General features: G+C 71.3%; 18 protein-coding genes. 13 read left to right on the top strand and 5 right to left on the bottom strand.

All coding sequences use genetic code 11. From position 1 onward, the window contains the following. Window positions 1–52: 52 nt before the first annotated feature. Together ACWDRB_RS57085 and ACWDRB_RS57080 are read left to right on the top strand one after the other, a co-directional pair. On the top strand, window positions 53–643 hold the full coding sequence (locus ACWDRB_RS57085) for a Chromate resistance protein ChrB (protein ID WP_449909531.1): 591 nt from the start codon (window positions 53–55) through the stop codon (window positions 641–643). Beyond that, window positions 640–1,080 carry a YkvA family protein gene (locus tag ACWDRB_RS57080; RefSeq protein WP_449909529.1) on the top strand — a complete coding sequence of 147 codons (441 nt, stop codon included), beginning with the start codon at window positions 640–642 and terminating at the stop codon, window positions 1,078–1,080. Before ACWDRB_RS57085 ends, ACWDRB_RS57080 begins: the two co-directional genes overlap by 4 nt. Before the next feature lie 79 nt (window positions 1,081–1,159). Here the strand turns inward: ACWDRB_RS57080 and ACWDRB_RS57075 are convergent, their stop codons facing one another. Both ACWDRB_RS57075 and ACWDRB_RS57070 read right to left on the bottom strand, forming a co-directional pair. Next, window positions 1,160–1,819, bottom strand: a complete 660-nt coding sequence (locus tag ACWDRB_RS57075; protein ID WP_449909525.1) for an SRPBCC family protein — start codon at window positions 1,817–1,819, stop codon at window positions 1,160–1,162. Continuing rightward, window positions 1,816–2,082, bottom strand: coding sequence for a hypothetical protein (locus ACWDRB_RS57070; protein ID WP_449909522.1), 267 nt, complete (start codon window positions 2,080–2,082; stop codon window positions 1,816–1,818). Before ACWDRB_RS57070 ends, ACWDRB_RS57075 begins: the two co-directional genes overlap by 4 nt. Window positions 2,083–2,193: 111 nt before the next feature. Between ACWDRB_RS57070 and ACWDRB_RS57065 the strand changes: the two genes are divergently transcribed. Continuing rightward, window positions 2,194–2,850: a response regulator transcription factor gene (locus tag ACWDRB_RS57065; protein ID WP_449909520.1), complete on the top strand. Its 657-nt coding sequence runs from the start codon at window positions 2,194–2,196 to the stop codon at window positions 2,848–2,850. A gap of 22 nt (window positions 2,851–2,872) precedes the next feature. Here ACWDRB_RS57065 and ACWDRB_RS57060 read toward each other — a convergent pair whose 3' ends face one another. Next, the gene (locus ACWDRB_RS57060; RefSeq protein ID WP_449909517.1) at window positions 2,873–4,699 is read right to left on the bottom strand and encodes a sensor histidine kinase; all 1,827 of its coding nucleotides are present in this window, start codon (window positions 4,697–4,699) and stop codon (window positions 2,873–2,875) included. Between the two features lie 114 nt (window positions 4,700–4,813). Here ACWDRB_RS57060 and ACWDRB_RS57055 point away from each other — a divergent pair, with 114 nt between their 5' ends. The 5 genes from ACWDRB_RS57055 to ACWDRB_RS57035 all read left to right on the top strand — a co-directional run bounded on the left by ACWDRB_RS57055 (window position 4,814) and on the right by ACWDRB_RS57035 (window position 9,019). Then, window positions 4,814–5,419 carry a response regulator transcription factor gene (locus ACWDRB_RS57055; protein ID WP_449909514.1) on the top strand — a complete coding sequence of 202 codons (606 nt, stop codon included), beginning with the start codon at window positions 4,814–4,816 and terminating at the stop codon, window positions 5,417–5,419. Between the two features lie 141 nt (window positions 5,420–5,560). Further along, on the top strand, window positions 5,561–6,451 hold the full coding sequence (locus ACWDRB_RS57050; RefSeq protein WP_449909512.1) for an alpha/beta hydrolase: 891 nt from the start codon (window positions 5,561–5,563) through the stop codon (window positions 6,449–6,451). Next, complete coding sequence (locus tag ACWDRB_RS57045) at window positions 6,451–7,494, top strand: aldo/keto reductase (protein ID WP_397373982.1); 1,044 nt, start codon at window positions 6,451–6,453, stop codon at window positions 7,492–7,494. The genes ACWDRB_RS57050 and ACWDRB_RS57045 overlap by 1 nt, the downstream gene beginning before the upstream one ends. 27 nt (window positions 7,495–7,521) lie before the next feature. Further along, the gene (locus ACWDRB_RS57040) at window positions 7,522–8,772 is read left to right on the top strand and encodes an alpha/beta fold hydrolase (RefSeq protein ID WP_449909509.1); all 1,251 of its coding nucleotides are present in this window, start codon (window positions 7,522–7,524) and stop codon (window positions 8,770–8,772) included. A gap of 10 nt (window positions 8,773–8,782) precedes the next feature. Continuing rightward, window positions 8,783–9,019, top strand: a complete 237-nt coding sequence (locus ACWDRB_RS57035; protein ID WP_449909507.1) for a hypothetical protein — start codon at window positions 8,783–8,785, stop codon at window positions 9,017–9,019. Window positions 9,020–9,122: 103 nt separating this feature from the next. Here the strand turns inward: ACWDRB_RS57035 and ACWDRB_RS57030 are convergent, their stop codons facing one another. Then, on the bottom strand, window positions 9,123–10,085 hold the full coding sequence (locus tag ACWDRB_RS57030) for an aldo/keto reductase (RefSeq protein WP_449909505.1): 963 nt from the start codon (window positions 10,083–10,085) through the stop codon (window positions 9,123–9,125). A 106-nt stretch (window positions 10,086–10,191) separates the two neighbouring features. On the opposite strand from ACWDRB_RS57030, the gene ACWDRB_RS57025 reads away from it, so the two are divergent. After that, window positions 10,192–10,812, top strand: a complete 621-nt coding sequence (locus ACWDRB_RS57025) for a TetR family transcriptional regulator (protein WP_449909502.1) — start codon at window positions 10,192–10,194, stop codon at window positions 10,810–10,812. A 318-nt stretch (window positions 10,813–11,130) separates the two neighbouring features. Next, window positions 11,131–12,420, top strand: a complete 1,290-nt coding sequence (locus ACWDRB_RS57020) for a glycoside hydrolase family 30 beta sandwich domain-containing protein (RefSeq protein ID WP_449909499.1) — start codon at window positions 11,131–11,133, stop codon at window positions 12,418–12,420. Between the two features lie 42 nt (window positions 12,421–12,462). Here the strand turns inward: ACWDRB_RS57020 and ACWDRB_RS57015 are convergent, their stop codons facing one another. After that, the gene (locus ACWDRB_RS57015; protein ID WP_449909496.1) at window positions 12,463–14,229 is read right to left on the bottom strand and encodes a helix-turn-helix domain-containing protein; all 1,767 of its coding nucleotides are present in this window, start codon (window positions 14,227–14,229) and stop codon (window positions 12,463–12,465) included. 117 nt (window positions 14,230–14,346) lie between these two features. On the opposite strand from ACWDRB_RS57015, the gene ACWDRB_RS57010 reads away from it, so the two are divergent. The 3 genes from ACWDRB_RS57010 to ACWDRB_RS57000 are packed head-to-tail and all read left to right on the top strand — an operon-like array spanning window position 14,347 to window position 18,431. Next, the gene (locus ACWDRB_RS57010) at window positions 14,347–15,810 is read left to right on the top strand and encodes an aldehyde dehydrogenase family protein (protein ID WP_449909492.1); all 1,464 of its coding nucleotides are present in this window, start codon (window positions 14,347–14,349) and stop codon (window positions 15,808–15,810) included. Window positions 15,811–15,843: 33 nt separating this feature from the next. Next, window positions 15,844–17,241 carry an MFS transporter gene (locus ACWDRB_RS57005; protein WP_449909490.1) on the top strand — a complete coding sequence of 466 codons (1,398 nt, stop codon included), beginning with the start codon at window positions 15,844–15,846 and terminating at the stop codon, window positions 17,239–17,241. Continuing rightward, complete coding sequence (locus ACWDRB_RS57000) at window positions 17,238–18,431, top strand: FAD binding domain-containing protein (protein WP_449909487.1); 1,194 nt, start codon at window positions 17,238–17,240, stop codon at window positions 18,429–18,431. Before ACWDRB_RS57005 ends, ACWDRB_RS57000 begins: the two co-directional genes overlap by 4 nt. The last annotated feature ends 23 nt before the right edge of the window (window positions 18,432–18,454 follow it).

The following is an 18,454-nucleotide window of genomic DNA, read 5'->3' as shown; positions in this document are numbered from 1 at the left end:
CGATGCGATGTACACCTCTTGCTGCCATTTGTTACGGATGTAACATGGCGGCGTGACGGATCATACGGACGAGGCGGGATGGTTGCTGGTCAGCGTGTCCACCGCCGGGGCCGCGCCGACGCTTCGTGTGCAGGTGTGGCGCAAGCTGCGTTCGCTGGGTGCGTTGTATCTGCAGCAGTCGGTATGTCTGCTGCCCGAGCGGGAGCAGACGTTGCGGCAGGTGCGGCGGTTGCTGGATCGGGTGCGCCAGCAGGGCGGCACGGGCCGCATGTTGCGCCTGACCCTGACCGACGCGGCGGAGGAGCGGCAGGTCATCGGCGAGTTCAACGCCGCCCGCGACGCCGAGTACGCCGAGGTGCTGGAGCGCCTGCCCGCCTTCCGCGACGAGCTGGCCACGGAGCGGGAGCGGGGCAGGGCCACCTACGCCGAGGTCGAGGAGTCGGAGGCGGATCTGGAACGGTTCCGCTCCTGGATGGCCAAGATCGACGCGCGGGACTACTTCGCCGCCCCGACCGGCGCGGCGGCTCGGGCGGCGGTCGAGGAGGCGTCCGCCGACCTGGCCGCCTTCGAGCAGGCGGCGCTGGCGGCCGAGGCACCGATCGGCGTCGGACCGTCAGATGTGCGTGAGGGTGATGAGTCATGACCGGCTCGTGGTTCTGGGACCTGTTGATCGGGATCGTGGTGGCGCTGCTGGTGGCCTGGGTGGTGCTGATCGGCACGCTGGCGATCGTCCGGCCCCGTGGCGGCCTGTTGCGTGAGGCGTTGCGGCTGCTGCCGGATGTGCTGCGCCTGGTGCGCCGACTGGCGGCCGATCCCGATCTGCCGCGCGGGGTACGGGTCCGGCTGGCGCTGCTGCTGGCGTACCTGGCCCTTCCCATCGACCTGGTGCCCGACTTCATCCCCCTGCTCGGCTACGCCGACGACGCCATCATCGTCACCGCCGTCCTGCGCTCTGTCGTACGCCGCGCCGGGCTGCCCGCCGTACGCAGGCACTGGCCCGGCACCGACGACGGCTTCGCCGTTCTGGCCCGGCTAACCGGGCTGGACAGAGCGTCCAGCGGTCCTCAAGAAGCGGAATGACGGCGCAATCGTGGGCGGGTTGCTGTCGTTCTCGCTCGTGGTGGTGCAGCGGCGGCCTGGTCCTCTCGACTCCCCGGCGTTACGGGATGACCTCGGGGTCCTTGACGTTCGCCTGCCAGCGGGCGGCCCACCGGTCGCGTAGTGCGGCGAAGTCGCCGTCGTCCAGGCCGTAGGTGCTGACGATGACGTTGACCTGGGCAGGTTGGGGATCGGCGGGGTCGGCGCCGACCGAGACGAGGTGGCCCTCGTCGTTCACGATGCCGGCCCCGTGCCAGCGGGTGCCCGGGCCGATGATCTCGATCACCTGCGCCCCGGTGGCCTGGCCTGCCAGGTAGATGGTACGGCGGCGCCCCGACGGAGCTCTGTCCAAGTAGAAGCGGAGCTGCTCCAGGTAGAACCGCCATCCCTCGGCGACTCCGCCGTACAGGTCCTGCCAGTCCGTGCCTTCCAGGCTGGGCACCACGAGCCGGACCACCGTGCGCGTACCGTCGGCGGTCAAGGTCAGCTCGGTGCCGTCGTCGAAGGCGACCCGCTCGGGCGGATGCAGCTCGGAGTCGTCGATGAAGGACCGGATCTCCTCCGCCAGGCCCGTGGCAGGCCTGGCCGGAGCGGTGTGGCTCGCGTCGTAGTCGTAGCCGAACCACTCGTGCAATCCCTCCGGCGTGCTGATGGCACGCCAGACCGCGTCCTGGCGCGCGTTGACGGTCAGCTCGACCAACGGACGTTTCTGGTGACTCATGGCCTGTCCTCTCGTTCTTGATCGCTTACGGGCGTGGGATGGCCGCCGATGATGAGGCGGTACCGGCGAGTCGCCTCGGGTGAGTCGTAGGAGGCCACCAGGTCGGCCACGCGGGCGGCCAGGTCGGTGGCGAACCGGCTGATGTCGGCCGGTTCGGCGAAGCCCACGTCGGTCTCGATGGTGAAGGTGACCAGCCGCTTGCCCTCCTGCGCAGCCCGGCTCGGCGTCGCGCGTACCGGCTCCTCGGGACTGGGTCTGTCCATTGTGGCCGCGGTCGCCGTCGCGCACGGGGGCCGGCTCGCGCTGCTCGCCCGGCACGGGGGTGGCCTGCGCGTGTCGATCACGCTTCCGGTTGCCAGGGTGGCGGTGGCGGCATGAGGGTCCTCGTCGTCGAAGACGATCACGCCCTGGCCGAGGTGGTCGCCGAGGGGCTGCGCGATCAGGGGATGGCCGTCGACCTCGCCCACGACGGGCTGGCCGCCGCGGCCAAGCTCGACCTCACCCCGTACGACGTGGTGGTCCTGGATCGGGACCTGCCCGGCCTGCACGGTGACACGGTGTGCCAGATGATCACCGACCGGGCGGCTCGGCCGATGGTGCTGATGCTGACCGCGGCGAGCGCGCCCGGCGACCGGGTCAGCGGCCTGACCCTCGGCGCGGACGACTATCTCGCCAAGCCCTTCCACTTCCCGGAACTCGTCCTGCGCATCCACGCCCTGGCCCGCCGCAAGCCCGACGCGCGGCCCCGGACGCTGCGCGCGGCCGGGATCGAACTGGACCCGGTCCGCCGCACCGCCGTTCGCGACGGGCGGCAACTGGACCTCTCGGTGAAGGAGTTCGCCGTGCTGGAGGCGCTGCTGCGGGCGAGCCCCGGCTTCCTGAGCGCCGAAACCCTGCTCGAACAGGTGTGGGACGAGAACGCCGACCGGTTCACGAACACCGTCGCAGTGACGATGGGCCGGCTGCGACGCAAGCTCGGCGACCCGCCGGTCATCGCGACGACGCCCGGAGTCGGCTACCACATCGCCTAGCCGGTGCACACTCCTCCCGGCCCTAAGGGCCCGTGGCGAATTCGGCGACCAGTTCGAAGCGGCCGCCCCTTTGCGATCCGGCGGTGAGCCGGCCTCCGGTGCGTTCGGCCAGGCCGGTCAGCCCTGATCCGCCGGGGCCCGGTCGCGGGGCTGAGGGCGGGGCTTCGGCGGCTCCGTCGTTGACGACGCGCAGCCGGACCGTGTGGCCCACGGAGACGATGGTGATGGTGCAGGTTCGGGCGGCGCTGTGCCGTACGACGTTGGTGACCGCCTCGCGCAATGCCGCGGCCATCGCCGTGTCCACCTCGGGTGGCAGGGGTCCGGTCTCGACGGTGGCGACGGTCCGTATCCCGGCGGTCTCCAGGACGGTGTGCGCCGCGGCCAGTTCCTGGTCAAGGCTCAGCCCCACGGTCGCGTGGGCCACTGATTCCAGTTCGGCCCGTGCGCGCTCGACCAGTTCGGGCAGTGCGGCCAGTTCGGCGCGGGCGCGTACCGGGTCGATGTCCAGCAGCCGCTCGCACAGCTCTCCCTTGAGCGCCACCGCCGACAGGCTGAAGGACAGCAGGTCGTGCAGGTCGCGGGCGACCCGGGTGCGCTCCTGGATGAGGGCTTCGCGGGTCAGGTCCCGCTCGGCCTGGTGCAGCAGGACCACCAGATTCGACAGCCGGATCAAACCGTAGGAGACCCAGGTGAGGATGGTCAGGGATATCAGGTTCGCCGCCATCCCCGCCAGGTTGGGTACCGGCGGCGGGTAGAAGAGGAACGCGATGTACAGCGCCACCGCCGCACCGGTGAGGACCAGGGAGCGCGGCGGCCGCATGCGGGTGAGCACCAGCCCGAGGAGGAAAGGCCACAGGCAGGTGAGGAAGATGAGCTCCCAGAGCAGGTAGCCGAACGGTATGACGGGGACACCCAGCAGCAGCCCGAGAAGGATCATCTGCCTGCGTGACGGCTTCATCAGCAGCTGGACCGCTCCGGCCGCGGCCATCAACGGCACCGTCAGGAGCAGGGTCCACGGCCGGTGGTAGGTCATGACGGAGACGACCGCGTGAAGCGTGGCCTGGCAGGCGATCAGCGCGGCCAGCATGAGGCGCGCCACCTTCGGCGACTCGATCGGCGGCGGCAGAGGGGGCGAGACGCGGTAGCCGGCGGCCGTCGCGCGGATGTCGGCCAGCGCCTGCCGGGCGGTGCCGACGGCCACGTGGAGCCGGTCGCGTGCGATCTCCGGTTCGGCGTCGACGGCTTGCGCGAGCCGCTCCGAGACCGCTCGCAGGTGCTCGCCGACGACCGCGCCCAGTTCGCCGCCGAGCCGCCGCCGTTCCCGCTGCAGCTCCAATCGCGCCAGATCCCCGCGCGCCGCGTCGAGCCTGGCCGCCATCACCGTCAGGGCGTACAGGCCGAAGACGATCAGACCGTTGGTGGCGGTCTTCAGCGTTCTCATGATCGTCGTCAGCACGTCGTCGCCGGCCCACAATCCGGCCACGCCCGTGGCGACCAGGAGGAGCCCGAACAGCGGCCAGGCCACCCGCCCCCGGAACGAGCACAGCACCGCGACCGCCAGCGGCCACGGCAGCCACTCCCAGTGCGTGCCCGCGACGGCGAACGGCACGGCGTACAGGATCACCAGTGCCGCCAGCAGGCCGTTGCGGACCCGGAGGCGATGCGGCCCGGTCAGCAACGCCACCAGCGGCGGATAGGGAGCCATCGTGACGAGCACGACCGGCCACGCCAGCCCTTCCTCCAACGCCACCATCAGCCGGAAGGTCATGATCAGGCCGAGGGCGGCCCACATCATCGCGCGCACCAACCGCAGCCGCGTATCCCGAGTGTCGTCCAACTCGTCGTCCACCGGGTCGTCCTTCACTGCCGCGTCGGGAAAATGGAGATTAGTGGGACCAATCATCCGGTACCACCTGCCTGGCACCACACCCGGCTGCCGGAGGGCCTGGTGATACTGTTCGGCGTGATCAGGATTCTGCTCGCCGAGGACGTGGAGCTGCTGCGTTCGGCGCTGGTGGGACTGCTGTCCTTGGAAGGCGACCTCCAGGTGGTGGCGGAGCTCGCCTCTGGCGCGCTCATCGTGCCGACCGCGCTGGAGGTCCGGCCTGACGTGGCCGTGCTCGACATCGACCTGCCCGAGGTGGACGGCCTGACCGCCGCCGAACGGCTCCGCGAGCGGCTGCCCGGGTGCCGGGTGCTCATCCTGACCGGTCTGAACCGGCCGGGCCAGCTCCGCCGGGCGCTCGCCGCTCAGGTGGCGGGGTTCCTGCCCAAGGATGTACGGCACGCCGAGCTGACCGGTGCGATCAGGACCGTGGCCTCGGGCGGCCGGGTGCTGGACCCGGCGCTCACGGCAGCGGCGCTGGAGGCGTCGGCAAGCCCCATGTCGCAGCGGGAGACGATGGTGCTCCGCCTGTCGGCCACGGGCGCCTCCCCTGGGGAGATCGCCGAACAGCTCTTCCTCACCCCCGGGACCGTCCGCAACTACCTCACGTCCGCGGCGGCGAAACTGGACGCTCGCAATCGCGTCGACGCCATCAGAATCGCCACCGAGGCGGGCTGGATCTGAGGCCGCCCGTCGCTATGAAAAATTCACATCTCAACAGGTGACGGACACGCTATCGAGCGACCCGCCAGATTTGAAAATCTCCTCTCCGGCAAGCGCCGTACTCCGCAGGTGACGCCTGCGTGAGCATGAAGGAGATTCCTGATGTCGATGGAAAAGGTCGAGTTCGGCAGTGACGGGTACCGGCTGACCGGCGACCTTCACCTGCCCGAGCCCGGGACCGGCCGCGGCGCGGTGGTGCTGACCGGCCCGTTCTCCGGGGTGAGGGACCAGGTCACCGGCTACTACGCGGAGCGGTTCGCGCAGCGTGGATATGTGGCCCTGGCCTTCGACCACCGCAACTGGGGTGACAGCGAGGGCGAACCGCGTCAGCACGAGGACGCCTCGGCGAAGGTCGCGGATCTGCGCAACGCGGTCAGCTTCCTGGCCACCCGGCCGGAGGTCGACCCCGACAAGATCGCGCTGTGCGGGGTGTGCCTGGGCGGGATCTACTCGGTGCAGCTCGCCGCGTTCGACCCCCGGGTCAAGGCCGTCGCGTTGATCGCGGCCGCCTACAACAACCCCGAGCTGATCCGTGACCGGTTCGGCGCGGAGAACTTCGCGGCGCTGATGGCCCAGTTCGCGCAGATAGCGCAGCGGCAGTCCGACACCGGCGAGATCGAGTACTGGCCCGCCGTCAACCCCGAGGGCATGCCCGCGGGGAACCCCGGCCCGGAACCGTTCGAGTACTACGGGACGGAGCGAGGGGCCCGGCCCGGCTGGGAGAACCGCTGCACCGCGCTGTCGGTGCTGCAGGAGCTGGCGCTGGACGTGGACTCCTACCTGCCGCTGGTCTCCGCTCCTCTGCTGATCGTGCACGGCACCGGAGACCAGGCCATTCCCGTGGCCGACGCGCAGGCCGCCTTCGCGGCGGCGCCCGAACCCAAGGAACTCTTCCTGCTCGACACCGGCAACCACATCGAGCTGTACGACGACGACCGTTACGTAATCCCTGCCATTGATTGGACCGTTTCGTTCTTCGACAGGAGCATGTGATGCGTTACCGACTGCTTGGCCGCACCGGTCTGCGGGTGTCGGACATGTTCCTGGGAACGATGACCTTCGGGCAAGAGTGGGGATGGGGCGCCTCCGTCGAGGAGTGCCGCAAGATGTTCACCGCCTACGCCGAAGCGGGCGGGAACGTGATCGACACCGCCAACCGGTACACCGAGGGCAGCAGCGAGCGGATCGTCGGAGAGCTGCTCGGCTCCGACCGCGACCGTTTCGTGCTGGCCACGAAGTACACCCTGACCATGGACGGCACCGACCCCAACGCCAGTGGCAACCACCGGAAGAACCTGGTCCGTTCGGTCGAGGCCAGCCTGCAGCGGCTGGGCACCGACTACCTCGACCTGTTGTGGGTCCACATCTGGGATCCCAACACGCCCGTCGAGGAGACCATGCGGGCCCTCGACGACCTCGTACGGGCGGGCAAGGTGCTGTACGTCGGGATCTCCGACGCGCCCGCCTGGCTGATCGCCCAGGCGAACACCATCGCCGAGTTCCGCGGGTGGACCCCGTTCGCCGGCCTCCAATTGCCCTACAGCCTCGTCAAACGCGACATCGAGCGGGAACTGCTGCCCATGGCCGCCGCCCTGGAACTGTCGGTGGCCGCGTGGTCGCCGCTGGCCGGAGGCGTCCTGTCGGGCAAGTTCACCAGGAGCGGCGCCGAGGGTCCCTCCCGGGTCGAGCGGGCCACCGTCTCCGAGCGCGACCTGGCCGTCGCCCGTACGGTGGACGCCGTGGCCGACGAACTCGGCGTTTCCTCGTCGCAGGTCGCCATCGCCTGGACGCGAGCGCACCGGCCCTGGATCCACCCGATCCTCGGCGCCCGCACCCTGGACCAGCTGACCGACAACCTCGCCGCGATCGACCTGGACCTGCCCGGAGAGGCGGTGAACCGGCTGGAGGAGGCCGCCGCGATCGAGCTGGGCTTCCCGATGGAGTTCATCCTGGACACCACGGCCGACTTCGTCTACGGACCCAGCGGGAAGCAGGTCGACGGCCGCCACGCGGCAGGTCCCGTTCGTTCCCGCTGACCGATCCCCAATGAAGAGGAGCCTCCCATGAGGTCTGTTCGTCATGCCCTGCTGACCGGCGTCCGCCGGCTCTCCCTGGCCGCCGCGGTAGGTGCCGCCCTGGCCACCGCACCTGCCCCTGGGGCGAATGCCGACGATTGCGACCAGGCCTGCCAGATCGACTGGGCCTGGGCCGCCCAGCGGCAGAACGCCCTGCCTCGCACCGCCTTCTACGATGCGCCCGACCCGCTGCCGTGGGCACCGGGCGGGACCCTGATCCGCGCGGAGACCACCTCCGACTACGTGGTGGAGGACAAGCCGGTCGAAGCCGTCCGCGTGCTGTACCACTCCCGTACCTCCCGGGGCCGGGACGTGGCGGCCTCCGGCGTCGTCCTGGTGCCGCAGGACCGCCCGCGTCCGGCCGGTGGCTGGAAGGTGGTCGTGGACGCGCACGGTGCCAGCGGCATCGCGGCGGGCTGCGCGCCGTCGCTGATGCGCGACCTCTACCACGGCAACCAGATGGTCCGGTTCCTGGAGCAGGGGTACGCGGTGGTCGCCCCGGACTACGCGGGCCTGGGCACGACCGGCCGTCCGGAACTGCTGAACAAGGCCGCCGCGGCGGAGGACATCGCCGGTGCGGTACGGTCCGCGCGCCAGGCGGTGCCAGGCCTGTCGGGCGAGTGGGTGCTGTGGGGCCACTCGCAGGGCGGCGGCGCCGCACTCGCCTTCGCCGAACGCCAGCTGACCCGTCCGGTGCCGGGCTACCGGGGCGTGGTCGTCACCTCGCCCGCCGCCGACCTGCCCACCCTGGCCGCCCACGTCGCCACGACCGTCCCGTACGGCGGATTCGCCCCGCTGCTGGCCCAGGGCGCCGCGTACAGCGACCCGGCGATCGACGTCGGGCGCCTGCTGACCCCGGTCGCCGTGGCCCGCATGGACGGTGCCCGGAACGGCTGCCTGGGCGTGGCCACCGCGGTGTACGCGGATCTGACCGGGCCGGCGCTGATCAAGCCGGGCTACTCCGGCGACCCGCGCTTCACCCGATACCTGCGCGACAACAGCGTCGGCCGGAAGCGCGTCGCAGGACCGGTGCTGTTCCTGCAGGGCGGCGCGGACACCGTCACCCCCGAATCGGTCAACACCAAGGTCGCCGGCGAACTCCGCGGCACCGGCACCCAGGTCACCTACCGCGTGTACGACGGCCTGGAGCACGACACCTACGGTGCCGCGACCGGGATCGACGACGGCGCGATGGCCGACATCCTCGCCTGGGTCGGGGCCCGCTTCGCCGCCCGCTGAAGCCCTGCGAGTGCCCGCGGGCCTGCCCGGCCCGGCCGCTCACCGTCGCGGCGAGAACCCGACGACCCGCGTGTGGCGCGGGCTCCTCGACGCCGACGCCGCCGGCCGTACGCTGATCGAACACGAGGCCATCTACGCCGCGCTGGTCGCCGCTGACGCGATTCGGGCCCAGGCCGCTGCGTTGATGCACATCACGACGACCGAAACCTGGCTGCGGGCACACATCCAGGAGTGGCAGCCCACCTGACGGCCGGTGCGGAGGCGACCCGTCAGCGGCGGGTTCCGCAGCCGCTGCCCACCTCGGGGCGCCGCACGCCGTGCGGGCCCCGGGTGGCTGCGGAGGTAGGGGTTCAGACCCAGGTGGGGAGGGAGGCCTCGGCGTAGCGGCCGCCGAAGCCGCCGGTGGGCAGGATCGCCGCGATGGCGTCCAGGTCGGCGGGGGTGAGGACGAGGTCGGCGGCGGCGGTGTTCTCCTCCACTCGCTCGGGGGTGCGGGTGCCCGGGATCGGCACGATGTCCTCGCCCTGGGCGAGGATCCACGCAAGAGCGAGCTGGGCGACGGTGGCGCCCTTGCCGGCGGCGAGCTCCGACAGCTGCCGTACGGCCTCGACGTTCTTCTCGAAGTTGCCCGGCTGCCAGCGCAGGTCGTGGTTGCGCATGTCGCCCTGGTCGTAGGATCCGGCGGGCTGGGCGGTGCCGGTCAGGAAGCCGCGGCCCAGAGGGGAGTAGGCGACGAACCCGATCCCCAGCTCCCGCAGCGTCGGGAACAGCTGCTCCACGTCCCGCTCGAACAGCGAGTACTCGGTCTGCAGGACCGACACCGGCTGCACGGCGTGGGCCTTGCGGATCGTCTCCGGCCCCGCCTCGGACAGGCCGAGGTACTTCACCTTCCCGGCCTCGATCAGCTCCCCGACGGCCCCGGCGACGTCCTCGATCGGCACCTTCGGGTCGACCCGGTGCTGGTAGAGCACGTCCACGTGGTCCACGCCGAGGTGGCGCAGGCTGTTGTCGAGCACCTCGCGGATGTGCTCGGGACGAGAGTCGGTGCCGTAGTCGCGGGTGAACCCGAACTTGGTGGCGATGGTGATCTCGTCCCGGAACGCCGCGACGGTCTTGCCGACCAGCTTCTCGTTCTCGCCCCACCCGTACAGCTCCGCGGTGTCGAAGTGGGTGACGCCCAGCTCGTGGGCCCGCTGGATCGAGGCCGCCCCACCGGTCTCGTCGGCGGGCCCGTAGGCGAAGGAGATGCCCATCGACCCGAAGCCGATGGCCGAGGCGGCCAGGCCCTGACGGCCAAGAGTGCGCTCCTGCACAGCAATCCCTCCAAATCAAACCAAACCGTTTGGTATGAACGCTTCTCACACTACTCGCCGGATCGGCGAGGTCAAACCGAACGGTTCGGTTGACTACAGTTGGGGCATGGCCAGCACCGATTCCACCCACGACCGGATCATCGCCGCCGCCCGCGCGGAGTTCGCCCAGCACGGGATCGCCGGCGCCCGCGTCGACCGGATCGCCAAGGCCGCCAGCACCAGCAAGGAACGCGTCTACGCCTACTTCCGCAGCAAGGAAGGGCTGTACGGGCACGTCGCCTCCGCCGAACTCGTCGCCGCCGCCGACGCCGCCCACCTGGACCCCGCCGACCTGCCCTCCTACGCCGGCCAGCTGTTCGACTACTTCACCGCCAACCCCGACCGGCACCGGTTCATCCTCTGGGGTCGCCTGGAACGGGCCGCCGCACCCAGTGAGACCCCCTACACCGGCGCCGTCCTGCGCACGCTCCCGGCCAAGATCGAAAAAATCCGGGCCGCCCAGGCCGACGGCGACCTCGATCCCGCCTGGGATCCCATCGACATCCTGGCGCTGGTCGTCCAGATCGCCATGACCTGGATCGACCAGACCGAACTCGGCGCCGTCGCCCCCCGTACCGCCGCCGACCCCAGCCCGGCCGCCCGCCGCGCCGCCGTCATCCGCGCCGTCGCCACGCTCTTCCCGCCCGCCGCCTCCCGCGAACGGACAGAGTCCCCGACAGCCGGCTGACGTGCCTGCCGGCGGCCCGCGCCGCATTGCCCGCGCAAGTGAAAGTTTCACAGAAGTCACCAGTCGGAAACTGCGTAATTTGCGGCGGATAAGGAGTTAATTTGCCGCCTACAGGAAGGGCCGTGCCGCCGCGCCGGTTGACGGGTCGCAGTAAGGGCTTTACGTTCCTGCAGAGATGTTAGCGCGAACAATCAGCGCAGGCCGTACGCGGGAAATCAGCGACTCTGGACACTCTTGCTGCCGATGCCAAGCCGAGGCGCATTCCGAAGGTGGGAGCGCTCCCAAATGGCTCGGCATCAACAGCCACGAGGAGGAGACATGACGCAAGGTCGGAACGAGCCCGTCGGCGGCGAGCGGCGATCGCTGAGCCGGAGAACCGTCCTGGCGACGATGGGGGCCCTGCCGGTCCTCACGGCCGCGACACCGGCCGCGATGGCCGCCGCCGCTGCGGTCATCGATGCGTCGGTGCAGCGGCAGACGATACGGGGCTTCGGCGGCATGACCCACACAGCCTGGATCGGCGACCTGACGGCTGCTCAGCGGGACACGGCGTTCGGCACCGGCGAGGGCCGGCTGGGGTTCTCCGTGCTGAGGATCCCCGTCCCCGAGAACCAGGCGGACTGGGGCCGTGATCTGGCGACGGCCAGGCGCGCGAGCGAGCTCGGGGCGGCCGTCATCGCGTCGCCGTGGAATCCCCCCGCCCGCATGGTCGAGACCTTCGTCCGCGGCAGTCAGACCAACGCCAGGCGCCTCAGATACGACATGTACGGCGCCTACGCCCAGCACCTGAACGACTTCACCACCTACCTGCGGAACAACGGGGTGAACCTGTACGGCATATCGGTGCAGAACGAGCCCGATTACGCGCATGACTGGACGTGGTGGACTCCCGCCGAAATGGTGCGGTTCCTGCGGGAGAACGCCGGCTCGATCGGCACCAGGGTCATCGCGCCCGAGTCCTTCCAGTACCTGAAGAACATGTCGGACCCGATCCTCAACGACTCCACGGCGCTCGCCAACGTGGACATCATCGGGGCGCACCTCTACGGCACGTCGTTCGCGAACTTCCCCTATCCCCTCTTCAAGCAGAAGGGCGCGGGCAAAGAACTCTGGATGACCGAGGTCTACTACCCCAACAGCTCCGATTCGGCGGACCTGTGGCCGCAGGCGCTCGACGTGGGGGAGCACCTCCACCGCGCCATGGTGGAGGCGGAGTTCCAGGCGTACATCTGGTGGTACATCCGGCGCGGCTACGGCCCCATGCGTGAGGACGGCCAGATCAGCAAGCGCGGCGCCAACATGGCGCACTTCGCCAGGTTCGTCCGGCCCGGGTATGTGCGGATCGAGGCGACGGCGAGCCCGGCGTCGAACCTCTACGTGTCGGCGTACCGGGGTGGCGGCTCCACGATCGTCGTGGTCGCCATCAACAAGGGGACCTCCGCGGTGAGCCAGCAGTTCACCCTGAGGAACAGCACCGCGTCCAGGGTCTCCTCCTGGCTGACCGACGCCGGCAGGAACGTCGCACCCCAGGGCACGACCAGCGTGTCGAACGGTTCCTTCACCGTCACGCTTCCCGCTCGAAGCGTGATGACCTTCGTGACCGCGTGACCCGGACGATCGGCGGAACCGACGCCAAGCCGGGAGACAGGCTCACACCCGGTCGTGCGCGGCGTCGGTTCCTTCTGCCACGTCGAGCACGATGAGGGCGGCACGGGCGTCGACCACTGCCTGGGACGAGCGGAGGTCGAGGCCGGTGAGGGCTTCGATGCGGCGAAGGCGCTGGCTCACGGTGTTCGGGTGCAGGGTGAGGGCGCGGGCCGTCAGGTGGCGGTCCACGCCCGAGTCGAGGTAGGTGCGCAGGGTCCGCAGCAGCGCGGCTCCGTGGTCGTGGTCGTACCTGAGCAGGGCGCCGAGCGTACGGTCGGCGTACGCCCGCAGCCGCACGGGATCGCCGAGTTGCAGGAGAAGCCCCGCGACGCCGAGATCGTCGAGGGTGATCGTGCTGCCGCTCCGCCCGGCATGGCCGGCGACGGTGAGCGCGCCGCGTGCCGTGCGGTATGCGTTCAGGAGGTCGCGCTGGGCCGGGTCGGACACGGCGACGGTGGCGTCGTCGACCCCGCGGGCAGAACGCACGCTCCGCCGGAGCGCGTCGGCGGCGGGTCTGCCGGCCGCGGGACCGGTTGCGACGACGGGCCACAGGGCGACGATGACGTCGCGGTAAACCGCGACGAGCGGCCGGGGACGCACACCGGACGCGAGCGCGACGGCCTCGGTCAGCGCGCGCTGGACGGCGCCCGCCGGAGCCGGGCCCCCGCCCGTGGTCACCTGGGCGACCAGGGTGAGATGGTCTCGGACGAGATCGTGGCCGAGCAGGCCGGCGCGATCACGTACGGAGGGTGACATGGGGTCGGCGCCGGCGAGGAGGTCGGCGAGGAGGTCGCCGCGCAGGTTCTGCTCGACCTCAAGGGCGGTGCGCCGGCGCAGGAGTTCGAGGGACAGCACGATGGAGGCGTGCTCGAGGGCCCGGCGGTCCAGAGGTGCGAGCTCGCCGGCCCGGCCGGGAACCCAGACCCGGGCGGCCACCTCCCCTTCGAGGACGACGTCGGCGACGACGTGCGGGCCCTGCTCGCGGACGAGCCCGGCGTCCGGAGCGCGCCGGCCGGCTCCGGCCTTGACGAGGTCCTCCGGAGCGGGCGGACCTCCGGCCTGGGCGAGGACCTCGCCGCGCACGCCCTGGACCAGCACCGGAGCGCCGAGAAGATCGTGCAGGGCACCGGCGATGCCCTCGACCCCGCCCGCGCGTACGGCGACGCGCAGCAGGCGTTCGTGGATCTTCTCCGAGCGCATCACGAGGTCGCGCTGGTCGCGCAGATCGTCCAGCACCCGTGCCGAGGTGATGGCGAGGGCCGCGTGCTCGGCGAGCAACTGCAGCCGGTCGATCTCCTCGGGGCCGAACTCGTGCACGGCCGAGCGATAGCTGTTCAACGTGCCGATCACGCCGGAGGCGGTGACCAGGGGGACTGACAGCATGGACCGGTAGCCCTGCTCGCGGGCGACGCCGCCCCAGATGAAGTCGGGCTCGAGGGAGATGTCGGCGACCGCGCACGGCCGGCCCGACCGGTACGCCCGGCTGGACGGGGCGCCGCCGGACGCGTCGGCCTCCAGCCGGACCGGCCGGTCGGAGTTGACCCGGGCGACGTACTCCTCGGTGAGCCCGCTCCAGCCGGCGATCACGAGGTTCCGCTCCGCGGGGTCCGGCACGAGCACGCCGCAGAAGTCGAGCCCGAGCAGTTCCCGGGCGGTCGCGGCGACGAGGTCGAGGACGTCCCGCAGCCCCCTGCCGGCGTTGACGGCCGCCGTCAGGGCGCTGACCGCCGCCAGCCAGCTGCGCAGCTCCGTGGCATCTCCGCCGTCCATGCCGTGAATGTACAGCCTCACACCAGATGTCGGAAACAGTGTCATTTCGAACATGGCTGTGACGACACTTCGCCGTAACACTGAGTTCATCGAAGTCGCACCACCGGAGGTCATGGCATGTCGAACTCCCCCGAGGAACCCAGGGACCGGCCGATCATCGATCCGGCCACCGGCGGCGTGATCCGTACGGTGCCGGACAGCACCCCCGGCGAGGTCGACGCGGTGATCCGCCGGGCGCGGGCGGCGTTCCTGGACGGGCCGTGGCCGGCGCTGACCCGGAGCCGGCGGGGCCGGCTGCTGCTCCGCGCGGCCGACGTGATCGAGGAAGCCGCGGAGTCGCTGTACCGGCTGGAGACCCGCAACAACGGCCGGCCGGTCACCGAGACGCGCGCCCAGCTCTCCCGGGTCCCCGAGTGGTTCCGCTACAATGCCGGCCTGCTCGCCGCACAGCGCGACGCGGTGCTGCCGTCCGACGGGCCCTACCTCACCTACCAGCGCAGGGCGCCGCTGGGCGTCTGCGGCATCATCACGCCCTTCAACCACCCGCTGCTCATCCTGGCGCGCAGCCTCTCCGCCGCCCTGGCCACGGGCAACACGGTCGTGGTGAAGCCGTCCGAACTGACCCCTCTGTCCACGCTCGAACTGGTCGGCCTCCTGCACAAGGCGGGCCTGCCGGAGGACGTGGTCACCGTCGTGACCGGCGGTCGCGAGGCCGGCGAGCGGCTCACCGGACACCCGGACATCGCCAAGATCACATTGACCGGCGGCACCGAGGCCGGGCGCGCCGCCGCCGTGGCGACCGCGGCGCGGTTCGCGCGGGTCACCGCCGAGCTCGGCGGCAAGACGCCGATCGTGGTCTTCGACGACGTCGATCCCGAGGTGGCCGCGGAGGGCGCGGCGTTCGCGGCCTTCGTCGCGGCAGGCCAGTCCTGCGTGGCCGGATCCCGGTTCCTCGTGCAGCGAAGCGTCTACGACCGCTTCGTCTCGGCGCTGGCCCGCCGTGCCGAGGCGATCCGGATCGGCGCACCGTCCGACGCTCGCACCCAGCTCGGCCCGATGGTGAGCGCCGCGCAACGGGACAAGGTCCTGCGGATGATCGCCGTGGGCGTGGAGGAGGGCGCGCGGCTCATCGCGGGCGGCGGCGTCCCCGATCTGCCCGAGCCGCTGAGCGGCGGCTTCTTCGTCCGCCCCACCGTCCTGGCCGGCGCCTCGAACGACATGCGGGTGGCGCAGGAGGAGATCTTCGGCCCGGTCGCCGTCGTCGTGCCGTTCGAGGACGAGGCCGACGCCGTCGCGAAGGCCAACGACAACCGGTACGGCCTCGGCGCCGGCGTCTGGACCCGCGACCTCGCCCGCGGACACCGCGTCGCGGACCGGATCGCGGCCGGGATGGTCTGGGTCAACGACCACCACCGCCTGGAGCCCTCGCTGCCCTGGGGCGGGATCAAGGAGTCCGGCACCGGCCGCGACGCGGGCGCCGAGTCCTTCGACGACTTCACCTGGATCAAGACCGTCGTGGCCCGCACCGCGCCCGACGACGTCGACTGGTACGGCGCGGACACGCCCGGCCGCCTCAACTGACCTCCGCACACCCCCCGGCCAAGGAGAACGTCCATGCCGAAAGAATCGTACGAATCGCCGCCCGGCCACTGGCGCGCCGAGATCACCCGCACGCAGTGGCTGGTCCTGGCGGGCACGACGATGGGCTGGGCCCTCGACGGGTTCGCGGCCAGCCTGTACGGGCTGGTCCTGGGCCCGGCGATGACCGAGCTGCTGCCGCACAGCGGTATCGCCGCGGACGCCGGAAGCATCGGCCTCTACGGCGGCCTCACCGTCGCGCTGTTCCTCCTGGGATGGGGCACGGGCGGCATCCTGTTCGGAATGCTGGCGGACCACTTCGGACGCGTCAAAGTGCTGTCGGCCGGCATCATCACGTACGCCGTGTTCACCGCGCTGGCCGCCTTCGCCGACACGTGGTGGCAGCTCGGCGTCTTCCGGTTCATCGCCGGCCTCGGGTCCGGCGTGGAAGCTCCGGTCGGCACCGCGCTGGTCGCCGAGGCCTGGCGCAACCGCTACCGGGCCCGGGCATCCGGCGTGATGATGTCCGGCTACGCCATGGGCTTCTTCATCGCCGCGCTGGCCTACGCCGTCCTCGGCGGGCACGGCTGGCGGCTGATGATGGGCATCGCCGTCATCCCCGCGCTGCTGGTGTACTTCATCCGCCGGCACGTCCCCGAGCCGCCGGAGATCAGCGGCAGCATCGCCGCGCGCCGGGAGCGCAAGGCCCGCGGGCACCGCACCGCGCAGGACCGGTTCGTGCTGCGGCGGCTGCTGACCCGCCCGTTGCTGAGGCACACGCTGATCGGGACCGGGCTGGCCACCGGTTCCCTGGTCGCCTTCTGGAGCGTCTCGACCTGGTACCCGCAGGTGATCCGGCAGGCGGCCGCGGCCGCGGACCTGCCCGCCGCCGTCGCCAACGAGCGCGTCGCGGTCGCGTCGATGCTGTTCAACGCGGGCGGCATCCTCGGCTACGCCAGCTGGGGCTTCCTCGCCGACGCGATCGGCCGCCGCAGGGCCTTCGCCACCAGCTTCGCGATCTCCGGCGCGAGCGTGGCGTTCCTGTTCCCCTTCTCCCACACCCACACCACGTTCCTGCTGGTCATCCCGATCGTCGGGTTCGGGCTGTACGGCGCCCTGTCGGGGATCCTGGTCTACGGACCCGAGCTCTTCCCGCCGAGCGTGCGGGCGACCGGCATCGCGCTCTACAACGGGATCGGACGCTACATCACCGCGAGCGGCCCGCTGGTCGCCGGCGTCGTCGCCGCCTCCTGGTTCGGCGGGGACCTCGGGCTCGCCACGACCTGCGTCGTCGCCGTCGGGATGCTGGGCTCGCTGGCCCTGTTCGCCGCCCCCGAGACCCGCGGCGCCCCGCTCCCGGACGATCCCGTGCCCGCCGCCCCGTCGAGCCATCCCGACCGCGACGCGGTCAGCGCCGGAGAGGAGACCCGGTGACGTCCCGCTACGAAGGTGCCCGCGCCGCCGTCATCGGCGGCTCCATCGGCGGGCTGACCGCCGCCCTGCTGCTGCGCGACCTCGGGTTCTCGGTCGAGGTGTTCGAGCGCACCCCCACCCCGCTGGACGGGCGGGGCGGCGGGATCGTCCTGCAGCCCGACACCGTACGGTGGTTCACCGAGCGCAGCACGCAGAGCCTCGACGCCCTGAGCACCGCGACGGAGTACGTCCAGTACCTCGACCGCGACAACGGGATCGTGCACCGCGATCGGCGCCGCTGGACCCATACCTCCTGGGGCACCTTCTACCGGGGCCTGCTCGCGGACTTCGGCACCGACCACTACCACCTCGGGGAGTTCGCCTGCGGCGTCGCGCAGGAGGCCGAGCACGCCACCGTCCGGTTCGTCAGCGGCCGCCGGGCCGAGGCCGAGCTGGTCGTCTTCGCCGACGGCATCACCTCGACCGGCCGTCCCCTGCTCGATCCCGGCGCCCGGCTCGAATACTCCGGCTACATCGGCTGGCGGGGCACCGTGCCGGAGCACGAGCTGAGCGGGACGACCCGCGCCCTGCTCGGCGACGCCATCTCCTACAGCGTGGTGCCGCACTCGCACATCACGCTCTACCCGATCCCCGGCGAGCGCGGCACCGGCCGGCGGGACCGGCTGATGAACTACGTCTGGTACCGCAACGTGCCGGCAGGCGGACAGCTCGCGGAGATGCTCATCGACAAGCGCGGCTTCACCGGCACCGTGTCCCTGCACCCGGGCCAGGTCCAGGACCGCTACGTCGAGGACATGCGCGAGGCGGCCTCCCGGTCGCTCGCGCCCGCCGCGGCCGAGGTCATCGCGGCCACCGAACACCCCTTCATCCAGGTGGTCTCCGACATCCGCTCCACACGGATGGCCGACGGCAGGGTGGCCCTGGTAGGCGACGCGGCCGCGGCGGCACGCCCACACGCCGCCGCGGGCACCGCCAAGGCGGCCGCGGACGCCTGGGCGCTCGCCGACGCCCTCGCCGCCGCCGACGGCGACATCCCCGCCGCCCTGCGCAAATGGGAGCCCGGGCAGCTCGAACTCAGCGCCAGGCTGCTGGAGCGCGTGGTGGCGATGGGGGAACGCTCACAGGTCCACAACACCTGGACACCCGGAGACCCCAGCCTGCGCTTCGGGCTCTACGGCCCCGGCCGCTGACACACAACCAGATGAGGAGATGA

This window comes from Nonomuraea sp. NPDC003707 (assembly GCF_053587055.1).
Note: the sequence above shows the minus strand (reverse complement) of the source record. Positions and strands in the feature narration are given on the sequence as shown.